The following is a 16,730-nucleotide window of genomic DNA, read 5'->3' as shown; positions in this document are numbered from 1 at the left end:
GCTCCCCCGAGCTCACCCCTACGCAACGATCAAGGAAGGGTACTCCGGTAGCGGGTGACGATACAGCCGGATGGACAGGTCGTTGCTCAACTACCGCACGCGACCTGCCCGTTCCGGGGTGTCACCGCGCGAGGAGTGAGCCGATTCATAGCGATCGGGCCACCGGGACCGACACCGGTGGTCCTCGGAGCGTCACGAAGTGTCCATCGCTGGGCATGAGGGACGTATGTCCTAGGAGGTTGCATCAGTTTGGGGGAGACTCCCCCCGGAGTCGCCCCCAGTGGCGCGCGACAACTGGAAGAGTCGTATCCATGCAGGTCTGGCCTGGACAGGCGTATCCGCTCGGCGCAACGTACGACGGCGCCGGTACCAACTTCGCGGTCTTCTCGGAGGCCGCGGACCGAGTAGAGCTGTGTCTGCTGGACGACGACGGCTCCGAGACGGCGGTGGAACTGCGCGAGACGGACGCGTTCGTGCGGCACGCGTACCTGCCCGGCGTGATGCCGGGGCAACGGTACGGCTTCCGTGTGCACGGCCCGTACGCGCCGGAGCGGGGGCTGCGCTGCAACTCCGCGAAGCTGCTGCTCGACCCGTACGCACGTGCCATCAGCGGCTCGATCACCTGGGGCGAGGAGGTGTACGGCTATCACTTCGGGGCGCCGGAGGAGCGCAACGACCTCGACTCGGCACCGCACATGATGACCTCGGTCGTGGTCAACCCGTACTTCGACTGGGGCGACGACCGGCGGCCCCGCACCGAGTACCACCACACGGTGATCTACGAGGCCCACGTCAAGGGCCTCACGATGCGGCACCCGGGGCTGCCCGAGGAGCTGCGCGGCACCTACGCGGCGCTCGCCCACCCGGCGATCATCGAACATCTGACCGAACTAGGGGTCACGGCGCTGGAGCTGATGCCCGTGCACCAGTTCGTGAACGACCACCGGCTGGCCGACATGGGCCTCAGCAACTACTGGGGCTACAACACCATCGGCTTCTTCGCCCCGCACAACGCGTACGCCTCCTGGGGCGACCGGGGTCAGCAGGTGCTGGAGTTCAAGTCGGCGGTCCGGGCCCTGCACGAGGCCGGGATCGAGGTCATCCTCGACGTGGTCTACAACCACACCGCCGAGGGCAACCACCTGGGTCCAACCCTGTCGTTCAAGGGTCTCGACAACTCCTCGTACTACCGGCTCACCGACGATCCGCGCTACTACATGGACACGACCGGCACGGGCAACTCCCTGCTCATGCGGTCTCCGCACGTGCTGCAGCTGATCATGGACTCTCTGCGGTACTGGGTCACCGAGATGCATGTCGACGGGTTCCGCTTCGACCTGGCCGCGACCCTGGCCCGGCAGTTCCACGAGGTGGACCGGCTGTCGTCGTTCTTCGACCTCGTCCAGCAGGACCCGGTGGTCTCCCAGGTGAAGCTGATCGCCGAGCCCTGGGACGTCGGCGAGGGCGGCTACCAGGTGGGGAACTTCCCGCCGCTGTGGACCGAGTGGAACGGCAAGTACCGGGACACGGTGCGGGACCTGTGGCGGGGCGAGCCGCGCACGCTCGCGGAGTTCGCGTCCCGGCTGACCGGCTCCTCCGACCTCTACCAGGACGACGGACGGCGCCCGCTGGCCTCCATCAACTTCGTGACCTGCCACGACGGCTTCACGATGCGGGACCTCGTCTCCTACAACGAGAAGCACAACGCGGCCAACGGGGAGGACAACCGGGACGGCGAGAGCCACAACCGCTCCTGGAACTGCGGGGCCGAGGGCGAGACGGACGACCCCGGGGTGACGGCCCTGCGGGTCCGGCAGATGCGGAACCTCATCGCGACGCTGATGCTGTCGCAGGGCGTGCCGATGCTCAGCCACGGCGACGAGTTCGCGCGGACCCAGGGCGGCAACAACAACGCGTACTGCCAGGACAACGAGATCTCCTGGGTGCCGTGGCCGTCCGGCGAGGACGGGGACGAGGACGCGCCGTTCGGGGATCTGCTGGAGTTCACGCGGGCGATGGTGTGGCTGCGGAAGGACCATCCGGTCTTTCGGCGGCGCCGCTTCTTCCACGGCCGGCCGGTGGAGGGGACGCACGACGAGCTGTCGGACATCGCGTGGTTCACGCCCGACGGGCGGGAGATGACGCAGCGGGACTGGGACTCGACGCAGGCGGGGGCGCTGAGCGTCTTCCTGAACGGGAACGCGATCTCCGAGCCGGGTCCGCGCGGTGAGCGGATCAGCGACGACTCCTTCCTGTTGATGGTGAACGCGTCCGCGCAGTCCCTGGAGTTCGTGGTGCCGGTCAACCATGGGCCGCAGTGGCAGATGGTGGTGGACACGGGGCGGGAGGACGCGGTGCCGGTGGACGGGGTGAAGGTGGCGGCCGGGGAGCGGGTGGAGTTGGTGGACCGGAGTCTGGTGGTGTTCCGGAGGCCGACGTAGATGTGGATTGCGGCATTCGCCGTGCGGGGTGGCTGTTCGTTGCGGGGTGCGAGCCGTGTGTGGCTGGTCGCGCCCACGCGGCGGAGCCGCACATCGATACAGCCCCGCGCCCCTAAAAGCAGCAGGCGTCGTCGCGTGTCAGGGTGCTCCAAAGCTCGTCTGGCGGGTACGTAGGACTTCATGACCTCTGTCGTGCCTGTCGCCACCTATCGGGTCCAGCTCCAGCCCGACTTTCCCTTCTCCGCCGCCTCGGCCGCCGTGCCCTACATCGCCTCGCTCGGTGTCTCCCATCTGCACCTGTCCCCCGTGCTGGAGGCCGTGCCCGGGTCGTCGCACGGGTACGACGTGGTCGATCACGGGCGGGTGCGGGAGGAGCTGGGGGGTGAGGAGGGGCTGCGGGAGCTGGCGCGGACCGCGCGTGCCCATGGGCTCGGGCTCGTCCTGGACATCGTGCCCAACCACATGGCCATGGCGCCCCGGCACAACCGGGCGCTGTGGGAGGTGCTGCGGGAGGGGCCGGGGTCGGCGTACGCGCGGTGGTTCGACATCGACTGGGAGGCGCAGGGCGGGCGGATGCTGCTGCCGGTGCTCGGCGGGCCGCTGGGCGCGGAGATCGAGCAGTTCGTGGTGGACGGGCGGGAGCTGCGGTACTACGACCATGTTTTCCCCCTGCGGGAGGGCACCGAGAAGCTGCCGCTGCCGCAGCTGCTGGACGCGCAGTGGTACCGGCCGGTGTGGTGGCGGCTGGCCCGTACGGAGTTGAACTACCGGCGGTTCTTCAGCATCTCGGAGCTGATCGGGGTGCGGGTCGAGGACCCGGAGGTGTTCGACGCGACCCATGCGAAGGTCCTCCAGCTGCTGCACGAGGGGGTCGTCGACGGGCTGCGGATCGACCACCCCGACGGGCTCGCCGACCCCGACGCCTATCTGCGCAGGCTGCACGGGGCGACCGGTGGGCGGTGGACCGTCGTCGAGAAGATCCTGGCCGACGGCGAGGCGCTGCCCGGGGCGTGGCCGGTCGCGGGGACCACCGGCTACGACGCGCTGCGGCACGTCGACGGGCTGTTCACCGAACCGGCGGGAGCGGGTGAACTGCTGGGGCAGTACCAGCGGTTCACGGCGGCGCAGTCCGACCGGGGCGGGGAGTGGGACGCGACCGTGCGGCGGGCCGCGTACCGGGTGCTCACGCACGAGCTGGTCGCGGAGGTGGAACGGCTCACCCGGGTGGCGCACCGCTTGTGCGAGCGCTCCCCCGATCTCTCCCTGCGCGACCAGGCGCCGTGGGCGCTGCGCACCGCGCTGTGCGAGCTGCTCGCGCGGATGGAGGTGTACCGGCCGTACGCCTCCGAGGACGCCTCCCGCGTCGTCACCGAGGACGCCGCGGCCGAGGCACGCGCGCTGTTCGTGGTGCCCGAGGAGGCCCGGTCGGTGGACGCCGTGCGGAATCTGGTGCTGGGCCGGAGCGACGAGCCGGACCATGTGGAGTTCCGGGCGCGGTTCGCGCAGACCTCGTCGGCGCTGCGGGCGAAGTCGGTGGAGGACACGGCGTTCTACCGCTACGTTCCGCTGCTGTCGGCGAACGAGGTGGGCGGCGATCCGGGGAGCCCGGCCGTGTCGCCGGAGGACTTCCACGCCTACTGCGCGCGGGTCCAGCGCGACTGGCCTGCCACGGGCACCGTGCTGTCGACGCATGACACCAAGCGCAGCGCGGACGTACGGGCGGCGATCGCGGTGCTCGCGCAGTGCCCGGAGCGGTGGGCCGACCTGGTGGCGGAGGTGACACAGGACGGCGCGGACGTACCGGATCCGCAGCTGGCGTGGGCGGCGTGGCAGACGGCGTTCGGGCTCGGCCCCGCGGCCGAGGAGCGCCTTCAGGGTGCCCTGCTGAAGCATGTGCGGGAGGCCGGGCTGCACACCTCCTGGACCGAGCAGAACCCGGCGTACGAGCGGGAGGTGGCGGACTTCGTCGCACGGGGGCCGGCCCTGGACGCCCGGGTCGCCGCGCTGCGCGAGGAGTTGGCGCCCCATGTGCGGGCGAACGCGCTCGGCGCGGCCCTGGTGCAGCTGACGATGCCGGGGGTGCCGGACGTGTACCAGGGGACGGAGGCCGAGTACCGCGCCCTGGTGGACCCGGACAACCGCCGGGCCTTCGCACCGCACGAGGAGGCGTCGGAGAAGTTCCGGCTCACCGGGGCGGCGCTGCGGCTGCGCGGGCGGCAGCCGGAGGTCTTCGGGGAGGCGGCGACGTACGCGCCGCTGGCGGCGGAGGGGGTGGCTGCCGGGCACTGTGTGGCCTTCGCCCGCTCGGGGGAGGTGGTCACGGCGGTGACCCGGCTGTCGCTGCGGCTGGCCGAGGCCGGCGGCTGGGGCGACACCCGGCTCACGCTGCCCGCCGGGCGATGGGCCGATGTGCTGGGCGGGGAGCGGGAGTTCACGGGCGAGGTGCGGCTGGCCGAGCTCTTCGGGGCCCTGCCGGTCGCACTGCTGGAGCGGGTCGGCGCGTGAGGATGCCTCTCCTGCCCCGGCAGGCGGCGGGAGTGACGGTTCCCGTAGCGGGTGACGGTGAATGCGACCGGGCGCCCCTGGGAGCCGCCCCTTCGGCGCGGCGACACTGGGTACGTCCCCCGCTCGGCCCGGCCGGGCGTGCGGACTCCGGTGCCAGGCGGACAGGACGGGGGTGGGTCTGCTGTCGGAGCTCGGTTATCCCACGGTGGCTGAACTGGAAGCGGCCGCGAGAACCCTGACGGTCCGTCGACCAGGGCTGTGCGCGCTGCGGAGCATCGGCTTCTCACGGGCCGGCCGCCCGCTGCGGCTGCTGTCCGTGGGGCACGCGAGACGCGCCGTCCTGGTCGTCGCGGGCGCCCACGCCAATGAGCCGACCGGCGGCTCCACCGTGCTCGCGCTGGCCGAACGGGTGCTGCGGGAACGGTCGTTGCGGTCCGATGTGTCCTGGCACTTCGTGCTCTGCGCGGACCCGGACGGGGCGAGCCTGCACACCACTCCCCTGCCGCGCACGCTCCTCGACTACCACCTCGGGTTCTTCCGGCCGGCCGGCCCCGAGCAGCCGGAGTGGTCGCCGTCCGTGCTGCCGCCGGACCGGCTGCCGCCCGAGACGTACGCCCTGATGGGGGTGTTGGACGAGGTGCGGCCCTACCTCCAGGTGACCCTGCACGGCACCGATCTGGGCGGCAGCTGGGTGCAGTTGACGAAGGACGTGCCGGGGCTCGCCGAGCCGTTCGCCAAGTCGGCGGCGGAGTTGGGCATACCGGTGGAGCGAGGCGCGTCCGACGCCGCCGGCTGGCCCGTGTCCGGGCCCGGGGTGTTCGTGATGCCACGGCCCGGCGGCCTCGCGGCGTACCCGAGCATGCCGGACGACGCGCGCCACAGCACCTGGTACCACGCCCACCGGTACGGCGGTCTGACGGCGGTCGTCGAGGTGCCGATGTGGGCGAGCGACCTGGTGGACGACACCGCCCCGCATCCGGCCCCGGCGGCGGCGCTGCGGCACCTGGCCCGGCGGCTCGTGACGGACGCGGGCCGGGTGGAGCGGGTCCTCGCCGAGGCGCTGCCCCGGCTGCCGGGTCCCGAGGGACCGCTGCTGCGGGCCGCCCGGTGGGCGCTGGCGCTGGTGCCGGGGCTCGCCCGGGACTGGCGGGACGGGCCGCCGCCGGATCTGTCGACGGCGTACGTGGGCAGTGTGGACGCGTTCGGGCGGCGGCTTCCGCTGCGGGCGGCGGCGATGCTGCTGCGGGTGCTGAGGGAGGCCGACGACCCGGGGGCGCCCCTCCTGGAGGAGCTCGTCGCCGAGTGGTGCGAGTCCTTCACCGACCGGTTCCGTGCGCGGTGGGTGCCGGTGGGGGACCAGGTCGAGCATCAGGTGCGGACGGTGTTGGCGGCGGCGGTGTGTGCGCGGGGTGGGGTAGAGGGCTGAGGCGGCTTGATTCGCCTACTGGGCTGCCTCGTCATGCCGTCGGGCGAGTGCGGGTGCGTCGTGGCTCGTCGCGCGGTTCCCCGCGCCCCTCGAAGAGCCGGTGGTCATCAGTCCGACAAGGCGAACACCGCCCCCGTGCGGGCCGCCATCACGCAGGGGTTGGCGAAGGTCTGCTCGTAGGCGACCTGGCGGCCGCCCCACTGGCCCTCCGCCGTGGCGCGTACGGGGGCGTAGATCTCGGTGCAGATGGTGTCGCGGTGCGGGATGCGGGTGATGTCGCCCTCGGTCCGCCGGAGTTCCGCGCAGGCCTGGGCGGCACGGCCGTGGCCCTGGGGCGGGTCGCAGAGGAGGAGGGTGCCGCGGGTGTCGGAGGAGCGGGCGTCGCCCCGGGTGAGGGTGACGTAGAGCCAGTCGCTCTGTACGGCGGTCGTCCGGTCGGGGGCCGAGGCGCCGAGGGTGAGGAGGGCGAGGGCGGCGAGCAGGCCGCCGCGTACCGCGAGGGTGGGGTTCGTCATTCCCGGTGCATCGGCACGGCGGGCTCGGAACTCCATCCCTGCTCACCCGAATGGGAGTCCGCACGGGTGTCCGCACGGGATTCCGCGCGGGATTCCGCACGTGGGTCCGGGCAGGGCGGCTGCGGGGCGGGCGGCCCGGCCAAGTGCGGACGCCCGGCCGCCAGTTCGAACGCGGCGAGGACCACACGGGCCTGGTACTCCGCCTGGCGGGCGACGGGGATCCAGCGGGCCCCGTAGCCGTCGCGGTAGTCGGCGCACCACGCGTCGATCAGGCGGTCGAGCTCGGGCAGCGCGCCGGTCGGGTCGTGTCCGGCGCGGGTCACCAGCTGGTGCAGCAGTCCGGCGGTGCGCAGGGCGACCCGGCGGCCGGAGATGGCGAGGGTGGTGAGCCGGGCGGTGTCGAGCGCGGGCAGCGGCCGGGCGGCGCCGTCGTGGACGTCGGGGTCCCAGGAGTCGGCGAGGCCCGGCCCGACCAGGACGTAGTCGTCGACCGGGGCGAGGAGCCGGGCCGCGTCCGGGGTGCCGCTCACCGTGGGGCGGACGCGGGCGAGGAGGTCCTCCAGGAGCCGGGTGTCATGGCGCAGGACACCGCTGACGGTGCGCAGCACGGCGTCGGCGTCCGGCGCCGGGGAGTCGTCCTCGACGGCGGCCACGCCCCACATCGGCGCCTCGACGACGGCGGTGACCGTGCCGTGGCGGTGCGGGTGGAACCAGGTGGACTCGACGGCCGCCTCGGTGATGGCGGCGGCCAGATCGCCCCGGCGCGGGGGTGGGATGCGGTAGACGGCGGGGCCGAGGCAGGGCCAGTACAGGGTGTCGTACGGGCGCAGCTCGCGCGGGATGCCGAGGCGGGCGGCGATGCGGGCCACGCGCTCGGCGAGGCCCGGCAGGTCCCGGGTCAGTTCGACGAAGCCGCCGCCGACGTCGACGCCGTGCAGGGAGCACTGGAAGAAGGGCCGCAGTTCGTCCTGGAGGTCGAGCAGGGCGCGGGTCTCCGGCAGCACGGCGCCGGCCGCGCCGTCGGGCAGCCACTCTGGCTGTTCGAGGAAGCCGGGGCGGAAGAAGTGCCGGAAGTGGTGGCCGAGGGTGTACGGGCCGCGCAGCCAGCCCTCGTTGCGGCGGGAGCCGTCGGGGTCGAGGCTCAGCAGCAGGTTCCAGGTGGTGTCGGCGGCCTCGCTCAACCGGGGGTCGGCCAGCGCCCGTTCGGCGAGCCTCAGGACGGTGGCGCCGCCCACGGGCTCGTTGGCGTGCGGGCCGGCGACGATCAGGGTGTGGCGGGTGCCGTGTCCGACGGAGAGCAGCCACATCGGTGTGCCCGCCCGTGAGGTGCCCACGCGGCGCAGTCGGGCGCGGTGCGGATGGCGGGCGACGAGGGCGGCGGCGCGGGCGGTCAGCTCGTCCACGGTCGGGTAGCGGAGGAGGGGCGGCAGGGCACACCTCCACGAATGTGGTGCCGTCGGTTCACCTGGTGTGCATGGTGTCACCACAGTCAGTCATGGCCGAGAACGTACGTCAACACTCCGGAACGGGAGGGAAGTTGACAAACTCGCTGGGTAAATCCCAGGCCAGAGCTTTGCCGTGGGGCCCGTCACAAGGTCACTGCGAGGAGAGACGGAAGACCATGCGGCCGAAACTCACCTGATCGCCGTCGCGGACGACGGCCGCGCCGATCACCCGACGGCCGTTGACGGTGGTGCCGTTGGTGGAGCCGAGGTCGCGCAGGATCCACATGCCGCCCTGCCGGCTCAGCTCGGCGTGCACCCGGGAGACCGTCTCGTGGCTGAGCCGGAGCCCGTTCGCCGGGTCGCGGCCTATGCGCAGGGCGTGGCCGCCCGCCGGGTGCGGCAGCTGGAGCTTGGGGAGCCGCTCGGCCTGCCAGGCCCGGCGCAGCTTCACGCCGAAGCCGGACACCGCGCCGACGGTGCCGAGCACCAGCCGGGACCAGCGGTTCTCGGCGGGCAGGTCGGCGGTGAGCGCGGCGAGTTCGTCGGAGCGGCGGGCGGTGAGCGCCAGCTCCATCCGCCGGATGAACGTGTCGTGGGACAGGCGGCCCAGCGCGACGCCGTCACGGAGCACCCTCAGCGCGCGGTCGCGCTCCGCGTCCGACAGCCGCGCGGGGTACGTGTGGAACTCGAAGGACGACGTCACGCTGGTGATTGTCGGTCAGCGGGGCGGGAGGTGTCCAGACAACCCGTAAACGGTGACCATCCGCGGACATGCGGGCGGACGTGCGGCAGACATGCGGGAGGGCGCCACGACTCGCGTGGTGAAAAGCACCGATCCGAGCGCGCGCCGATCTCGTTTGCCGCACGATGGACGGGCAACCCCCTGACTACCCAGGACCACGACCGGCAGCCGAGGGAGAACCGTTCCGTGCAGTTCGAGGTGTGGGCACCGCAGGCCGACCGACTGACCCTCCACCGGGCGGGCGCCACGCACGCCATGGAGCGCGACCCGGAGCGACCGGGCTGGTGGACGGCCGAGGCGGAGGGCGAGGACGGCACCCGGTACGGATTCGCCGTCGACGACGGCCCGGTGCGCCCCGACCCGCGTTCGCGCCGCCAGCCGGACGGCCCCGACGGGCTGAGCGCTGTCGTCGACCACGGGCGGTACACCTGGCGCGCGGAGTGGTCCGGGCGCGGGCTGCCGGGCGCGGTCCTCTACGAGCTGCACGTCGGCACGTACACCCCCGAGGGCACCCTGGACGCGGCGGCCGCACGCCTCGGTCACCTCGTCGAACTGGGCGTCACCCACGTCGAGTTGATGCCGCTGTGCCCCTTCCCCGGGACGCACGGCTGGGGTTACGAGGGCGTCTCGCTGTGGGCCGTGCACGAACCGTACGGCGGTCCCGAGGCGCTGAAGCGGTTCGTGGACACGGCGCACGGGCTGGGCCTCGGTGTGGTCCTCGACGTCGTGCACAACCATCTGGGCCCGTCCGGCAACTACCTGCCCGTCTTCGGGCCGTACTTCACCGAGCGGCACCACACGCCGTGGGGCGCGGCGGTCAACCTGGACGCGCCCGGCTCGGACGAGGTCCGGGCGTACTTCCTGCAGAGCGCGCTCGCCTGGCTGCGTGACTACCGCCTGGACGGGCTGCGGCTGGACGCGGTCCACGCGCTCAGGGACACCCGCGCGCTGCACTTCCTGGAGGAGTTGTCCACGGCGGTGGACGCCCTCGCCGAGGAGGTGCGCCGACCGCTGTTCCTGATCGCCGAGTCGGACCTCAACGACCCGCGCCTGATCACCCCCCGCGCCCAGGGCGGCCTGGGCCTGCACGCCCAGTGGAACGACGACTTCCACCACGCCCTGCACACCACGCTGACCGGCGAGTCCCAGGGCTACTACGCGGACTTCGCGGACGCCGGTCCAGCGGGCCTGGCGAAGACCCTGACGGGCGGGTTCTTCCACGACGGCACGTACTCGTCCTTCCGGGAGCGCCGCCACGGCCGCCCCCTGGACCGGTCGAGCGTCTCCGCGCACCGGCTGCTGGGCTACACCCAGACCCACGACCAGATCGGCAACCGCGCCCAGGGCGATCGTCTCTCGGCGACCCTCTCCCCCGGTCTGCTGGCCTGCGCGGCGGCGCTCGTCCTCACCGGACCCTTCACGCCGATGCTCTTCATGGGCGAGGAATGGGCCGCGTCCACGCCGTGGCAGTTCTTCACCGACCACACCGATCCGGAGCTCGCGGAGGCCGTACGGCGGGGCCGGCGCCGGGAGTTCGCGGAGCACGGCTGGGCCGAGGAGGACGTCCCCGACCCGCAGGACCCGGCGACCCGCGACCGCTCCTGCCTCGACTGGTCCGAACCCGAACGCGAGCCCCACGCCCGCGTCCTGTCCTGGTACCGCACCCTCATCGCCCTCCGCCGCTCCCACCCCGACCTCTCCGACCCCGACCTCTCCGACGTCAAGGTCGCCCACGACGAGGAGACCCGCTGGTTCGGCTTCCGCCGGGGCGACATCCTCGTGGCCCTGAACCTGGGCAAGCAGACGACGACCATCCCGGTGGGCGTCCCCCACGCCCACGTCCTGGCCTCCTGGGACCCGGCGGAACCACCGGGCGCCGACGGCTCACTGACCCTGGGCGGCGAGTCGTGCGTGATCCTGACGGCGGAGTGAACACAGCACGGCGCGAGGGCGCGGGTCCTGGGGGCCGCAGGCCCTCAAGGGGCGCCGGGGACTGCGCGATCAGCCCCACACGACCCGCAGCCGCCGTCCGACACGCGCCCCCGAGCTGGCGGGCGCAGCCCACACCGGCCGGCTCCTCAATCCTCACCCCGCAAATCGGTCACCCGCTCCAACAGAATCGGCTCCCACGTACGCCGCAGACGATCACGAAGCACCGGCACCGGCGGCCGCGCCCCAACCCCACGCCCCCGCAAACCCTCGGCCAATCGAACGACCGTGTCGCAGCGAGCCAGCCAGAGCCCCCGCAGACAGGGCCGCGCCCCGTACCCGGCCAGCGTCGCGGCCCGCACCGCCGCAGGTGAGCCGACGGCCGCGGCAAGCCCGGCGATGTCCTCGGCGGGGTCACCGACGGCCGCGTCGCCCCAGCCCAGCACCCCCCGCACCCGACCGTCGGCACTGACGACGAGATGGTCACCGGTCAGCCCGTGGTGGACCAGAACCGCGCCCGGCGCCGCCAGCTGCGCCGCCGTCGCCGGCGTCAGCTGCCCGAGCCGCGCCGCGTCGAACTCGTCGGCCTCGGCGAGCTCGCTCGCCGCCCGCGCCGCCGCCGTACGCAACCCCTCCAGCAGGCGCGGAGCCAGCCGGGGCACCCCGAGCGATTCGGCCTGCCGCTGCGGCACCTCGCGCAGCCCCGTGAGGAGCGCCGCCAGATCGGCCTCGCCCACGGCGGACACCTCGTGCTCCTCGGCCGTGCCGCCGGGCAGCCGCGTGTCGAGCGTGTAGGTGAGCCCGCCGGCCCACTCCCCGTGCGCGACGCTCACCGGGACGGCGACGCCGATGTGCGGACGGACCAGGTCCCGCAGCCGCAGTTCGCGTCGTTGCCGCCCGACGGCGTGCCGGTCGGTCGCGAGGCGCAGCACATGGCGGGTGCCGACCCACCAGGTGCCGTGGGTGTCGTCCCCGGCGACGGGCCGCACTTCGGGGCCGTCGCCGCCCTTGCCGCCGGGTCTGCCCTCCCCGTTCTTCAGCAGGGAACGGACCAGCCTGCGGACGCTGTCCGCGGTGGGTGTCGGTGCCTGGGTCATGGTCGCGCCGTCGTCCGGGGTTCGGGAGATCTGGGGAGCGGGAGAGCGTGAGCAGGAGCTGAAGAGCGTGAGCGGGAGAGCCGGTCGGCGCCGGGTCAGTCGACTATCGCCATCTCCCGGGGGGTGTTGTTGAGGCGCCGGCCGCCGTCCTCCGTGACCGTCACGATGTCCTCGATGCGGACTCCGAAACGGCCCGGCAGATAGACGCCGGGCTCGACCGAGAAGCACATGCCGGGCACGAGGGGCCGCTCCTCCCCCTCGATCATGTACGGCGGCTCGTGGGTGGTGACGCCGATGCCGTGCCCGGTGCGGTGGATGAAGCGGTCGCCGTACCCGGCCTCGGTGATGACCGCGCGGGCGGCCCGGTCGACGTCCTGGCAGGCCGCGCCGGGCCGTACGGCGCGGAATCCCGCCTCCTGGGCGGCCCGCACCAGGTCGTGCACCTCGCGCTCCTCGGCGGCGGGTTCGCCGACGTGGACCGTGCGCGAGGTGTCGGAGCCGTAGCCGTCCTTGAGTCCGCCGAAGTCGAGGACGACCATGTCGCCGTGCCCGATGACCCGGTCGCCGGCCTCGTGGTGCGGGTTGGCGCCGTTGGGGCCCGAGGCGACGATGGTGAAGTCCACCTGGGAGTGCCCGAACCGCCGCAGCAGGTCGGCGAGATCGGCAGCGACGTCGGTCTCGCGGCGCCCGGCGAAGGGCACCTGCCGGATCTCCTCGTACGCCCGGTCGGCCGCCGCGCCCGCCGCCGCCATCCGCTCCAGCTCGGCCGCGTCCTTCACGGCCCGGAGCATGGGGAGCGTCTCGGTGAGCGCGAGGAACGTCATGCCGGGCAGCCGGCGCTGCAGCCCCAGCAGGTGCAGGGCCCAGGCGTTGTCGCTGACGCCGAAGCGACCCCGGGGGCCGAGCACGGAGACGGCCGCCTCGTAGGGGTCCTTGCCGTCGGTCCAGTCCCGCAGGACCAGCGCGGGTCCGCCGGGGGCCTCGGCGGCGTCGGGGGCCTCCAGGGTGGGCACCACCAGCACCGGGTCCGCGCCGTCGCGCAGCACCAGCATCGTCAGCCGCTCGGTCTCGGGCGGCCGGTGTCCCGTCAGCCACACCAGGTCCGGGCCGGGCGCGACCAGCAGCCCGTCGAGCCCGGCGTCCGCCGCGGCTCGCGCCGCGCGCCGCATCCGGGCCCGGTAGTCGTCGGTGGTGAAGGCGGCGGGCGGCACACCGGGCGAGGCGGCCTCGGGCACGGTGGCGGGCGTGGCGGTCGCGGGGCCGTCGCTGGGTGTGCCGGTCATCCATGCCTCCGTGTGCTCGGAGTTCCCTGGGGCTACGGGCAGCATCCTGCCCCTCCGTCGCAGCGCACGCGAGCCGATTGGCGCGTGGCGTCAACTGTCGTACAGCCCGGTGTCAGCTCTCCAGCGCGAGACGGGCGCCGAGGAGCAGCAACACGCCGCCGGAGACCTGCTCCAGCCGCCGGCGCACCCCCGCGCGCGACAGCAGGGCCTTCATCCGGCCGACGAACCAGACGTAGAGGCCGTAGTAGCCGATCTCGAAGACCGCCCACAGCGCGGCGAGCCCCACCATGGTGGGCAGATGGGGCGCGCCCTCGGGCACGAACTGCGGCAGGAACGACAGCGCGAAGATCGCCGCCTTGGGATTGGCGAGGTTGAGCAGCAGCCCGCCCCGGTACGACGCCCAGCCGCTCTTCCCGGCCGCCTCCCCCACGTTCTCCGACGGCCCCTTCGTACGGCGTGCCTGCCACAGGGTCTGGACGCCGAAGACGACGAGGACGACCGCGCCGACGATACGCATCACGTCGTACGCCAGCTCGGAGGCGGCCAGCAGCGCGGTCAGACCGAACGCGGCGACGACGCCCCAGACGAAGACCCCGGTCTCGTTGCCGAGCACGGTCAGGAAGCCGGCGCGCCTGCTGCGCAGGGACTCCTTGATGATCAGCACCGTGCTGGGGCCGGGCGAGGCGGCGATCAGGGCACAGGCGCCGAGAAAGGCGAGAAGGCTGCTCAGCATCCCGCCATCGTGCCACCCTCACCCCACTAATGCTTGCGGGTTGCCTCGCCATTAGAACTAATGCTTGGATTCGAGCGTTCCATTAAGGCAACGCCCCGAGGGAGGCGTACGACGATGCTCGTACTCGCGCACATCAGTGATCTGCATCTGGACGGGAGCGACCGGGCCACCCGGCGGGCCGAGCGGGTACGGGATGTGCTGTGGGGACTGCCGGGTCGGGTGGACGCGCTCCTGGTGACCGGGGACATCGCGGACCACGGCACGGAGGCCGAGTACGAGGAGGCGGCGCGCCTGCTCGGGCTGCGCGAGGGCGGGGCGCCCTTCCCGGTGCTGACCTGCCCGGGCAACCACGACCGCCGGGCGCCCTACCGCAAGGCGCTGCTCGGGGAGCCGCCCGCCGACGGGCCGGTCAACAGCGTGCACGTCTTCGCGGACGCCGCCGTACTGATGTGCGACTCCAGCATCCCGGGGCAGGACGAGGGCGAGCTGGACGCTCAGACCTACGCCTGGATCGAGGAGACCCTGGACGGACTCGACGGCGACCGGCCCGTCCTGCTCGCCTTCCACCACCCGCCGGCGGCCCTGCACCATCCGCTGCCGGACGGGTACCGACTGGGCCAGTCCGCGAAGCTCGGCCGCCTGCTGGCCCGCCGGCCGGAGATCGCGGGGATCATCACCGGACACGCCCACACACCGGCCGCGACCACCTTCGCCGGGCGTCCGCTGGTCGTCGGCCCCGGGGTCACCTGGACGCTGCGGCTCCCCTGGGAGGGGGACGCGGTCGCGGACCGGGAGGCACCTCCCGGGCTCGCGTTCCACGTCCTGGACGACGAGGGGCGGCTGACCAGCCATTTCAGGGTCGCCGTGTAGGCGTTCGGCGGAGGGACGGGGAGGGCCGGGGAGGTGGCGAGGGTCCGTCAGGTCACGACGCCGGGTACGGCGACCAGGTGCTGCCGGGTGCCGTTCGCGTGCCGGACGAGGATCTTCAGGGCCACTCCTGGGCGCGCGGCGGTGACGGCCCGGGCGAGATCGGAGGCCGAGCCGGTCCGGGTGCCGCCCAGCGCGAGGACGGTGTCACCCCGGACCAGACCCGCCGTGTAGCCGGGGCCGGGGACGTGGACACCGACGACGAGCGCGCCACCGCCTCGTGCGCCCCCGGGGGCGTCGACGGCTTCGATGCCGAGAGTGGGGCGGGTGGGTGCGCCGATGACCGCGCCCGCCGAACTCCCTTCTGCCTGGCCCGACTTGGGGACGGCATGGTCACCTGCGCGGCCGTCGGCGTCCGGGCGGGCGGGCACACCCGGTACACCCGGCACAGCCGGTACACCCGGTACGCCCGACGCACGCGAGGTGCCCGACGCCGCCTCCCGCAGCTCCGCGAGCCTGCTCATGCCGATCACCGAGGCGCCCATCGTGCCGAGCCCGACGCCCGACAGCACGAGGGCCGCGCAGGTGGCCACGGCGAGCAGCAGGGTGATCAGTCGTTGCCGGGCGCGGCGGGGCGCGGCGTGCGGGCGCCGGGCGGTGCCGGGCGGGCGGTCGCCGCCGGACTCTCCGCCCGGCATGGGCTTGGGCCGCAACGCGGTCTGTTCCATGGTGTCGCCACCTCCGGCGGGAGACCTACCCGGGGCACCGCGGCTCGACGAGCCACGAAAGAGTGAGACTGACGCCCCGTCACATCGAGCGTTCAGAGTGGCCCGGTCCGGTCAGCTCCCGCACCAGTGCCGCCGCCGCTCCGCCGGGCGTACCGCCGTGGACGATCTCCGTACGGTGCACGAGACGGGGCGCGACAAGGGGGACGGCGACCGCGCCGGGGACGTCGGCGGCGAAGCCGCGCGGCAGGACGGTCAGTCCGTGTCCGGCGGCGGCGAGGGTGGTGAGGGTGCGCAGGTCGGTGCCCTCGTAGCGCAGGGCGGTGCGGACACCGCCGGTGCCGCTCGCGGTGCGGAGCCGGTCCAGCGGCAGGCCGGCGCCGGGGGCGTCGAGCCAGCGGGCGTCGACGAGGTCGGTGAGGCGGAGGCCGGGGCGGCGTGCGAAGGGGTGGTCCGCGGGGAGCAGGACGCAGACGGGTTCCTCGCCGACGCCCCGGGTGGTCAGGGGTGCCACGTCGGGGAGCCGGAGGGGGTCGCTGGGGGCGGCGAGACCGTCGACCAGGCCGAGGTCGGCGGCGCCGGTGGCGACGGCCGCCGGGATCTCGTCGCGGGCGAGGGTCCGCAGGGTCACCCCGGCGGCGGGCAGCGCGGCGACGACCCGGGGGCCGAGTGCCGTCGGCGTCACCGCGAGCGTCAGCCCGTGCTCGGGTGCGGACGCGATCCGTACGACGTCGGCGCGGGCCGCCTCCAGACGCAGCAGCAGCGGCCCGGCGTGTTCGAGGAGCCGCTCGCCGGCCGCCGTCGGGAGGACGGGGCGCCGGGTCAGCAGCGGGGCGCCGAGGTCCTGCTCCAGGGCGGCGATGTGCTGGGACACCGCGGACTGGGTGTAGCCCAGCTCGCGCGCGGCCTCGGAGAAGGAGGCGAGCCGGGCCACGGTGACGTACGTACGCAGCAGATGCGGATCCATGGCGGACAGCATCACCCACCGGGCCATCAGGGACGCTTATCGGGGGTGCAGAAAT

13 protein-coding genes are annotated in these 16,730 nt (G+C 73.4%); 5 read left to right on the top strand and 8 right to left on the bottom strand.

The genetic code is table 11. The features are described from left to right. The first annotated feature begins 311 nt into the window (after window positions 1-311). From glgX to L3078_RS35630, 3 genes are all read left to right on the top strand, one after another. On the top strand, window positions 312-2,441 hold the full coding sequence (glgX, locus tag L3078_RS35640; RefSeq protein ID WP_239758041.1) for a glycogen debranching protein GlgX: 2,130 nt from the start codon (window positions 312-314) through the stop codon (window positions 2,439-2,441). Window positions 2,442-2,621: 180 nt separating this feature from the next. Beyond that, window positions 2,622-4,946 (top strand): malto-oligosyltrehalose synthase, encoded by a 2,325-nt coding sequence (gene treY, locus L3078_RS35635; RefSeq protein ID WP_239758040.1) that lies wholly within the window; start codon window positions 2,622-2,624, stop codon window positions 4,944-4,946. Between the two features lie 172 nt (window positions 4,947-5,118). Next, complete coding sequence (locus tag L3078_RS35630) at window positions 5,119-6,372, top strand: M14 family zinc carboxypeptidase (protein WP_239758039.1); 1,254 nt, start codon at window positions 5,119-5,121, stop codon at window positions 6,370-6,372. Window positions 6,373-6,479: 107 nt separating this feature from the next. On the opposite strand, the gene L3078_RS35625 is transcribed toward L3078_RS35630, so the two are convergent. From L3078_RS35625 to L3078_RS35615, 3 genes are all read right to left on the bottom strand, one after another. Further along, entirely contained in the window at window positions 6,480-6,887 is a 408-nt protein-coding gene (locus tag L3078_RS35625; RefSeq protein WP_239758038.1) for an SSI family serine proteinase inhibitor, read from the bottom strand. Then, window positions 6,884-8,290, bottom strand: coding sequence for a M14 family zinc carboxypeptidase (locus L3078_RS35620; RefSeq protein WP_239758037.1), 1,407 nt, complete (start codon window positions 8,288-8,290; stop codon window positions 6,884-6,886). The genes L3078_RS35625 and L3078_RS35620 overlap by 4 nt, the downstream gene beginning before the upstream one ends. 193 nt (window positions 8,291-8,483) lie before the next feature. Further along, window positions 8,484-9,035 carry a DUF1707 and FHA domain-containing protein gene (locus L3078_RS35615; protein ID WP_239758036.1) on the bottom strand — a complete coding sequence of 184 codons (552 nt, stop codon included), beginning with the start codon at window positions 9,033-9,035 and terminating at the stop codon, window positions 8,484-8,486. Between the two features lie 225 nt (window positions 9,036-9,260). On the opposite strand from L3078_RS35615, the gene treZ reads away from it, so the two are divergent. Beyond that, a complete protein-coding gene (gene treZ, locus L3078_RS35610; protein WP_239758035.1) occupies window positions 9,261-11,006 on the top strand; it encodes a malto-oligosyltrehalose trehalohydrolase in 1,746 nt (581 codons plus the stop codon). Window positions 11,007-11,152: 146 nt separating this feature from the next. Here the strand turns inward: treZ and L3078_RS35605 are convergent, their stop codons facing one another. The 3 genes from L3078_RS35605 to L3078_RS35595 form a co-directional block, all read right to left on the bottom strand. Continuing rightward, on the bottom strand, window positions 11,153-12,100 hold the full coding sequence (locus L3078_RS35605) for an aminoglycoside phosphotransferase family protein (RefSeq protein ID WP_239758034.1): 948 nt from the start codon (window positions 12,098-12,100) through the stop codon (window positions 11,153-11,155). Window positions 12,101-12,195: 95 nt separating this feature from the next. Further along, the gene (locus L3078_RS35600; protein WP_239760591.1) at window positions 12,196-13,269 is read right to left on the bottom strand and encodes an aminopeptidase P family protein; all 1,074 of its coding nucleotides are present in this window, start codon (window positions 13,267-13,269) and stop codon (window positions 12,196-12,198) included. Between the two features lie 226 nt (window positions 13,270-13,495). Then, on the bottom strand, window positions 13,496-14,116 hold the full coding sequence (locus L3078_RS35595; RefSeq protein WP_239758033.1) for a LysE family translocator: 621 nt from the start codon (window positions 14,114-14,116) through the stop codon (window positions 13,496-13,498). Between the two features lie 114 nt (window positions 14,117-14,230). On the opposite strand from L3078_RS35595, the gene L3078_RS35590 reads away from it, so the two are divergent. Then, complete coding sequence (locus L3078_RS35590; protein WP_239758032.1) at window positions 14,231-14,986, top strand: phosphodiesterase; 756 nt, start codon at window positions 14,231-14,233, stop codon at window positions 14,984-14,986. Between the two features lie 47 nt (window positions 14,987-15,033). Here the strand turns inward: L3078_RS35590 and L3078_RS35585 are convergent, their stop codons facing one another. Next, window positions 15,034-15,711 (bottom strand): PDZ domain-containing protein, encoded by a 678-nt coding sequence (locus tag L3078_RS35585; protein WP_239758031.1) that lies wholly within the window; start codon window positions 15,709-15,711, stop codon window positions 15,034-15,036. Between the two features lie 79 nt (window positions 15,712-15,790). Beyond that, on the bottom strand, window positions 15,791-16,675 hold the full coding sequence (locus L3078_RS35580; RefSeq protein WP_239760590.1) for a LysR family transcriptional regulator: 885 nt from the start codon (window positions 16,673-16,675) through the stop codon (window positions 15,791-15,793). Between the last annotated feature and the right edge of the window lie 55 nt (window positions 16,676-16,730).

Source organism: Streptomyces deccanensis, from assembly GCF_022385335.1.
Taxonomy (GTDB): Bacteria; Actinomycetota; Actinomycetes; order Streptomycetales; family Streptomycetaceae; genus Streptomyces; species Streptomyces deccanensis.
The sequence above is the reverse complement of the archived record's forward strand: the minus strand, read 5'-3'. Positions and strand labels throughout refer to the sequence as shown.

Bases quoted from the DNA above. Each gene is read 5' to 3' on its own strand.
- L3078_RS35595 (WP_239758033.1), bottom strand. From the start codon at position 14,116: ATGCTGAGCAGCCTTCTCGCCTTTCTCGGCGCCTGTGCCCTGATCGCC.
- L3078_RS35600 (WP_239760591.1), bottom strand. From the start codon at position 13,269: ATGCGGCGCGCGGCGCGAGCCGCGGCGGACGCCGGGCTCGACGGGCTG.
- L3078_RS35605 (WP_239758034.1), bottom strand. From the start codon at position 12,100: ATGACCCAGGCACCGACACCCACCGCGGACAGCGTCCGCAGGCTGGTC.
- L3078_RS35585 (WP_239758031.1), bottom strand. From the start codon at position 15,711: ATGGAACAGACCGCGTTGCGGCCCAAGCCCATGCCGGGCGGAGAGTCC.
- glgX (WP_239758041.1), top strand. From the start codon at position 312: ATGCAGGTCTGGCCTGGACAGGCGTATCCGCTCGGCGCAACGTACGAC.
- L3078_RS35580 (WP_239760590.1), bottom strand. From the start codon at position 16,675: ATGGATCCGCATCTGCTGCGTACGTACGTCACCGTGGCCCGGCTCGCC.
- L3078_RS35625 (WP_239758038.1), bottom strand. From the start codon at position 6,887: ATGACGAACCCCACCCTCGCGGTACGCGGCGGCCTGCTCGCCGCCCTC.
- L3078_RS35590 (WP_239758032.1), top strand. From the start codon at position 14,231: ATGCTCGTACTCGCGCACATCAGTGATCTGCATCTGGACGGGAGCGAC.
- treY (WP_239758040.1), top strand. From the start codon at position 2,622: ATGACCTCTGTCGTGCCTGTCGCCACCTATCGGGTCCAGCTCCAGCCC.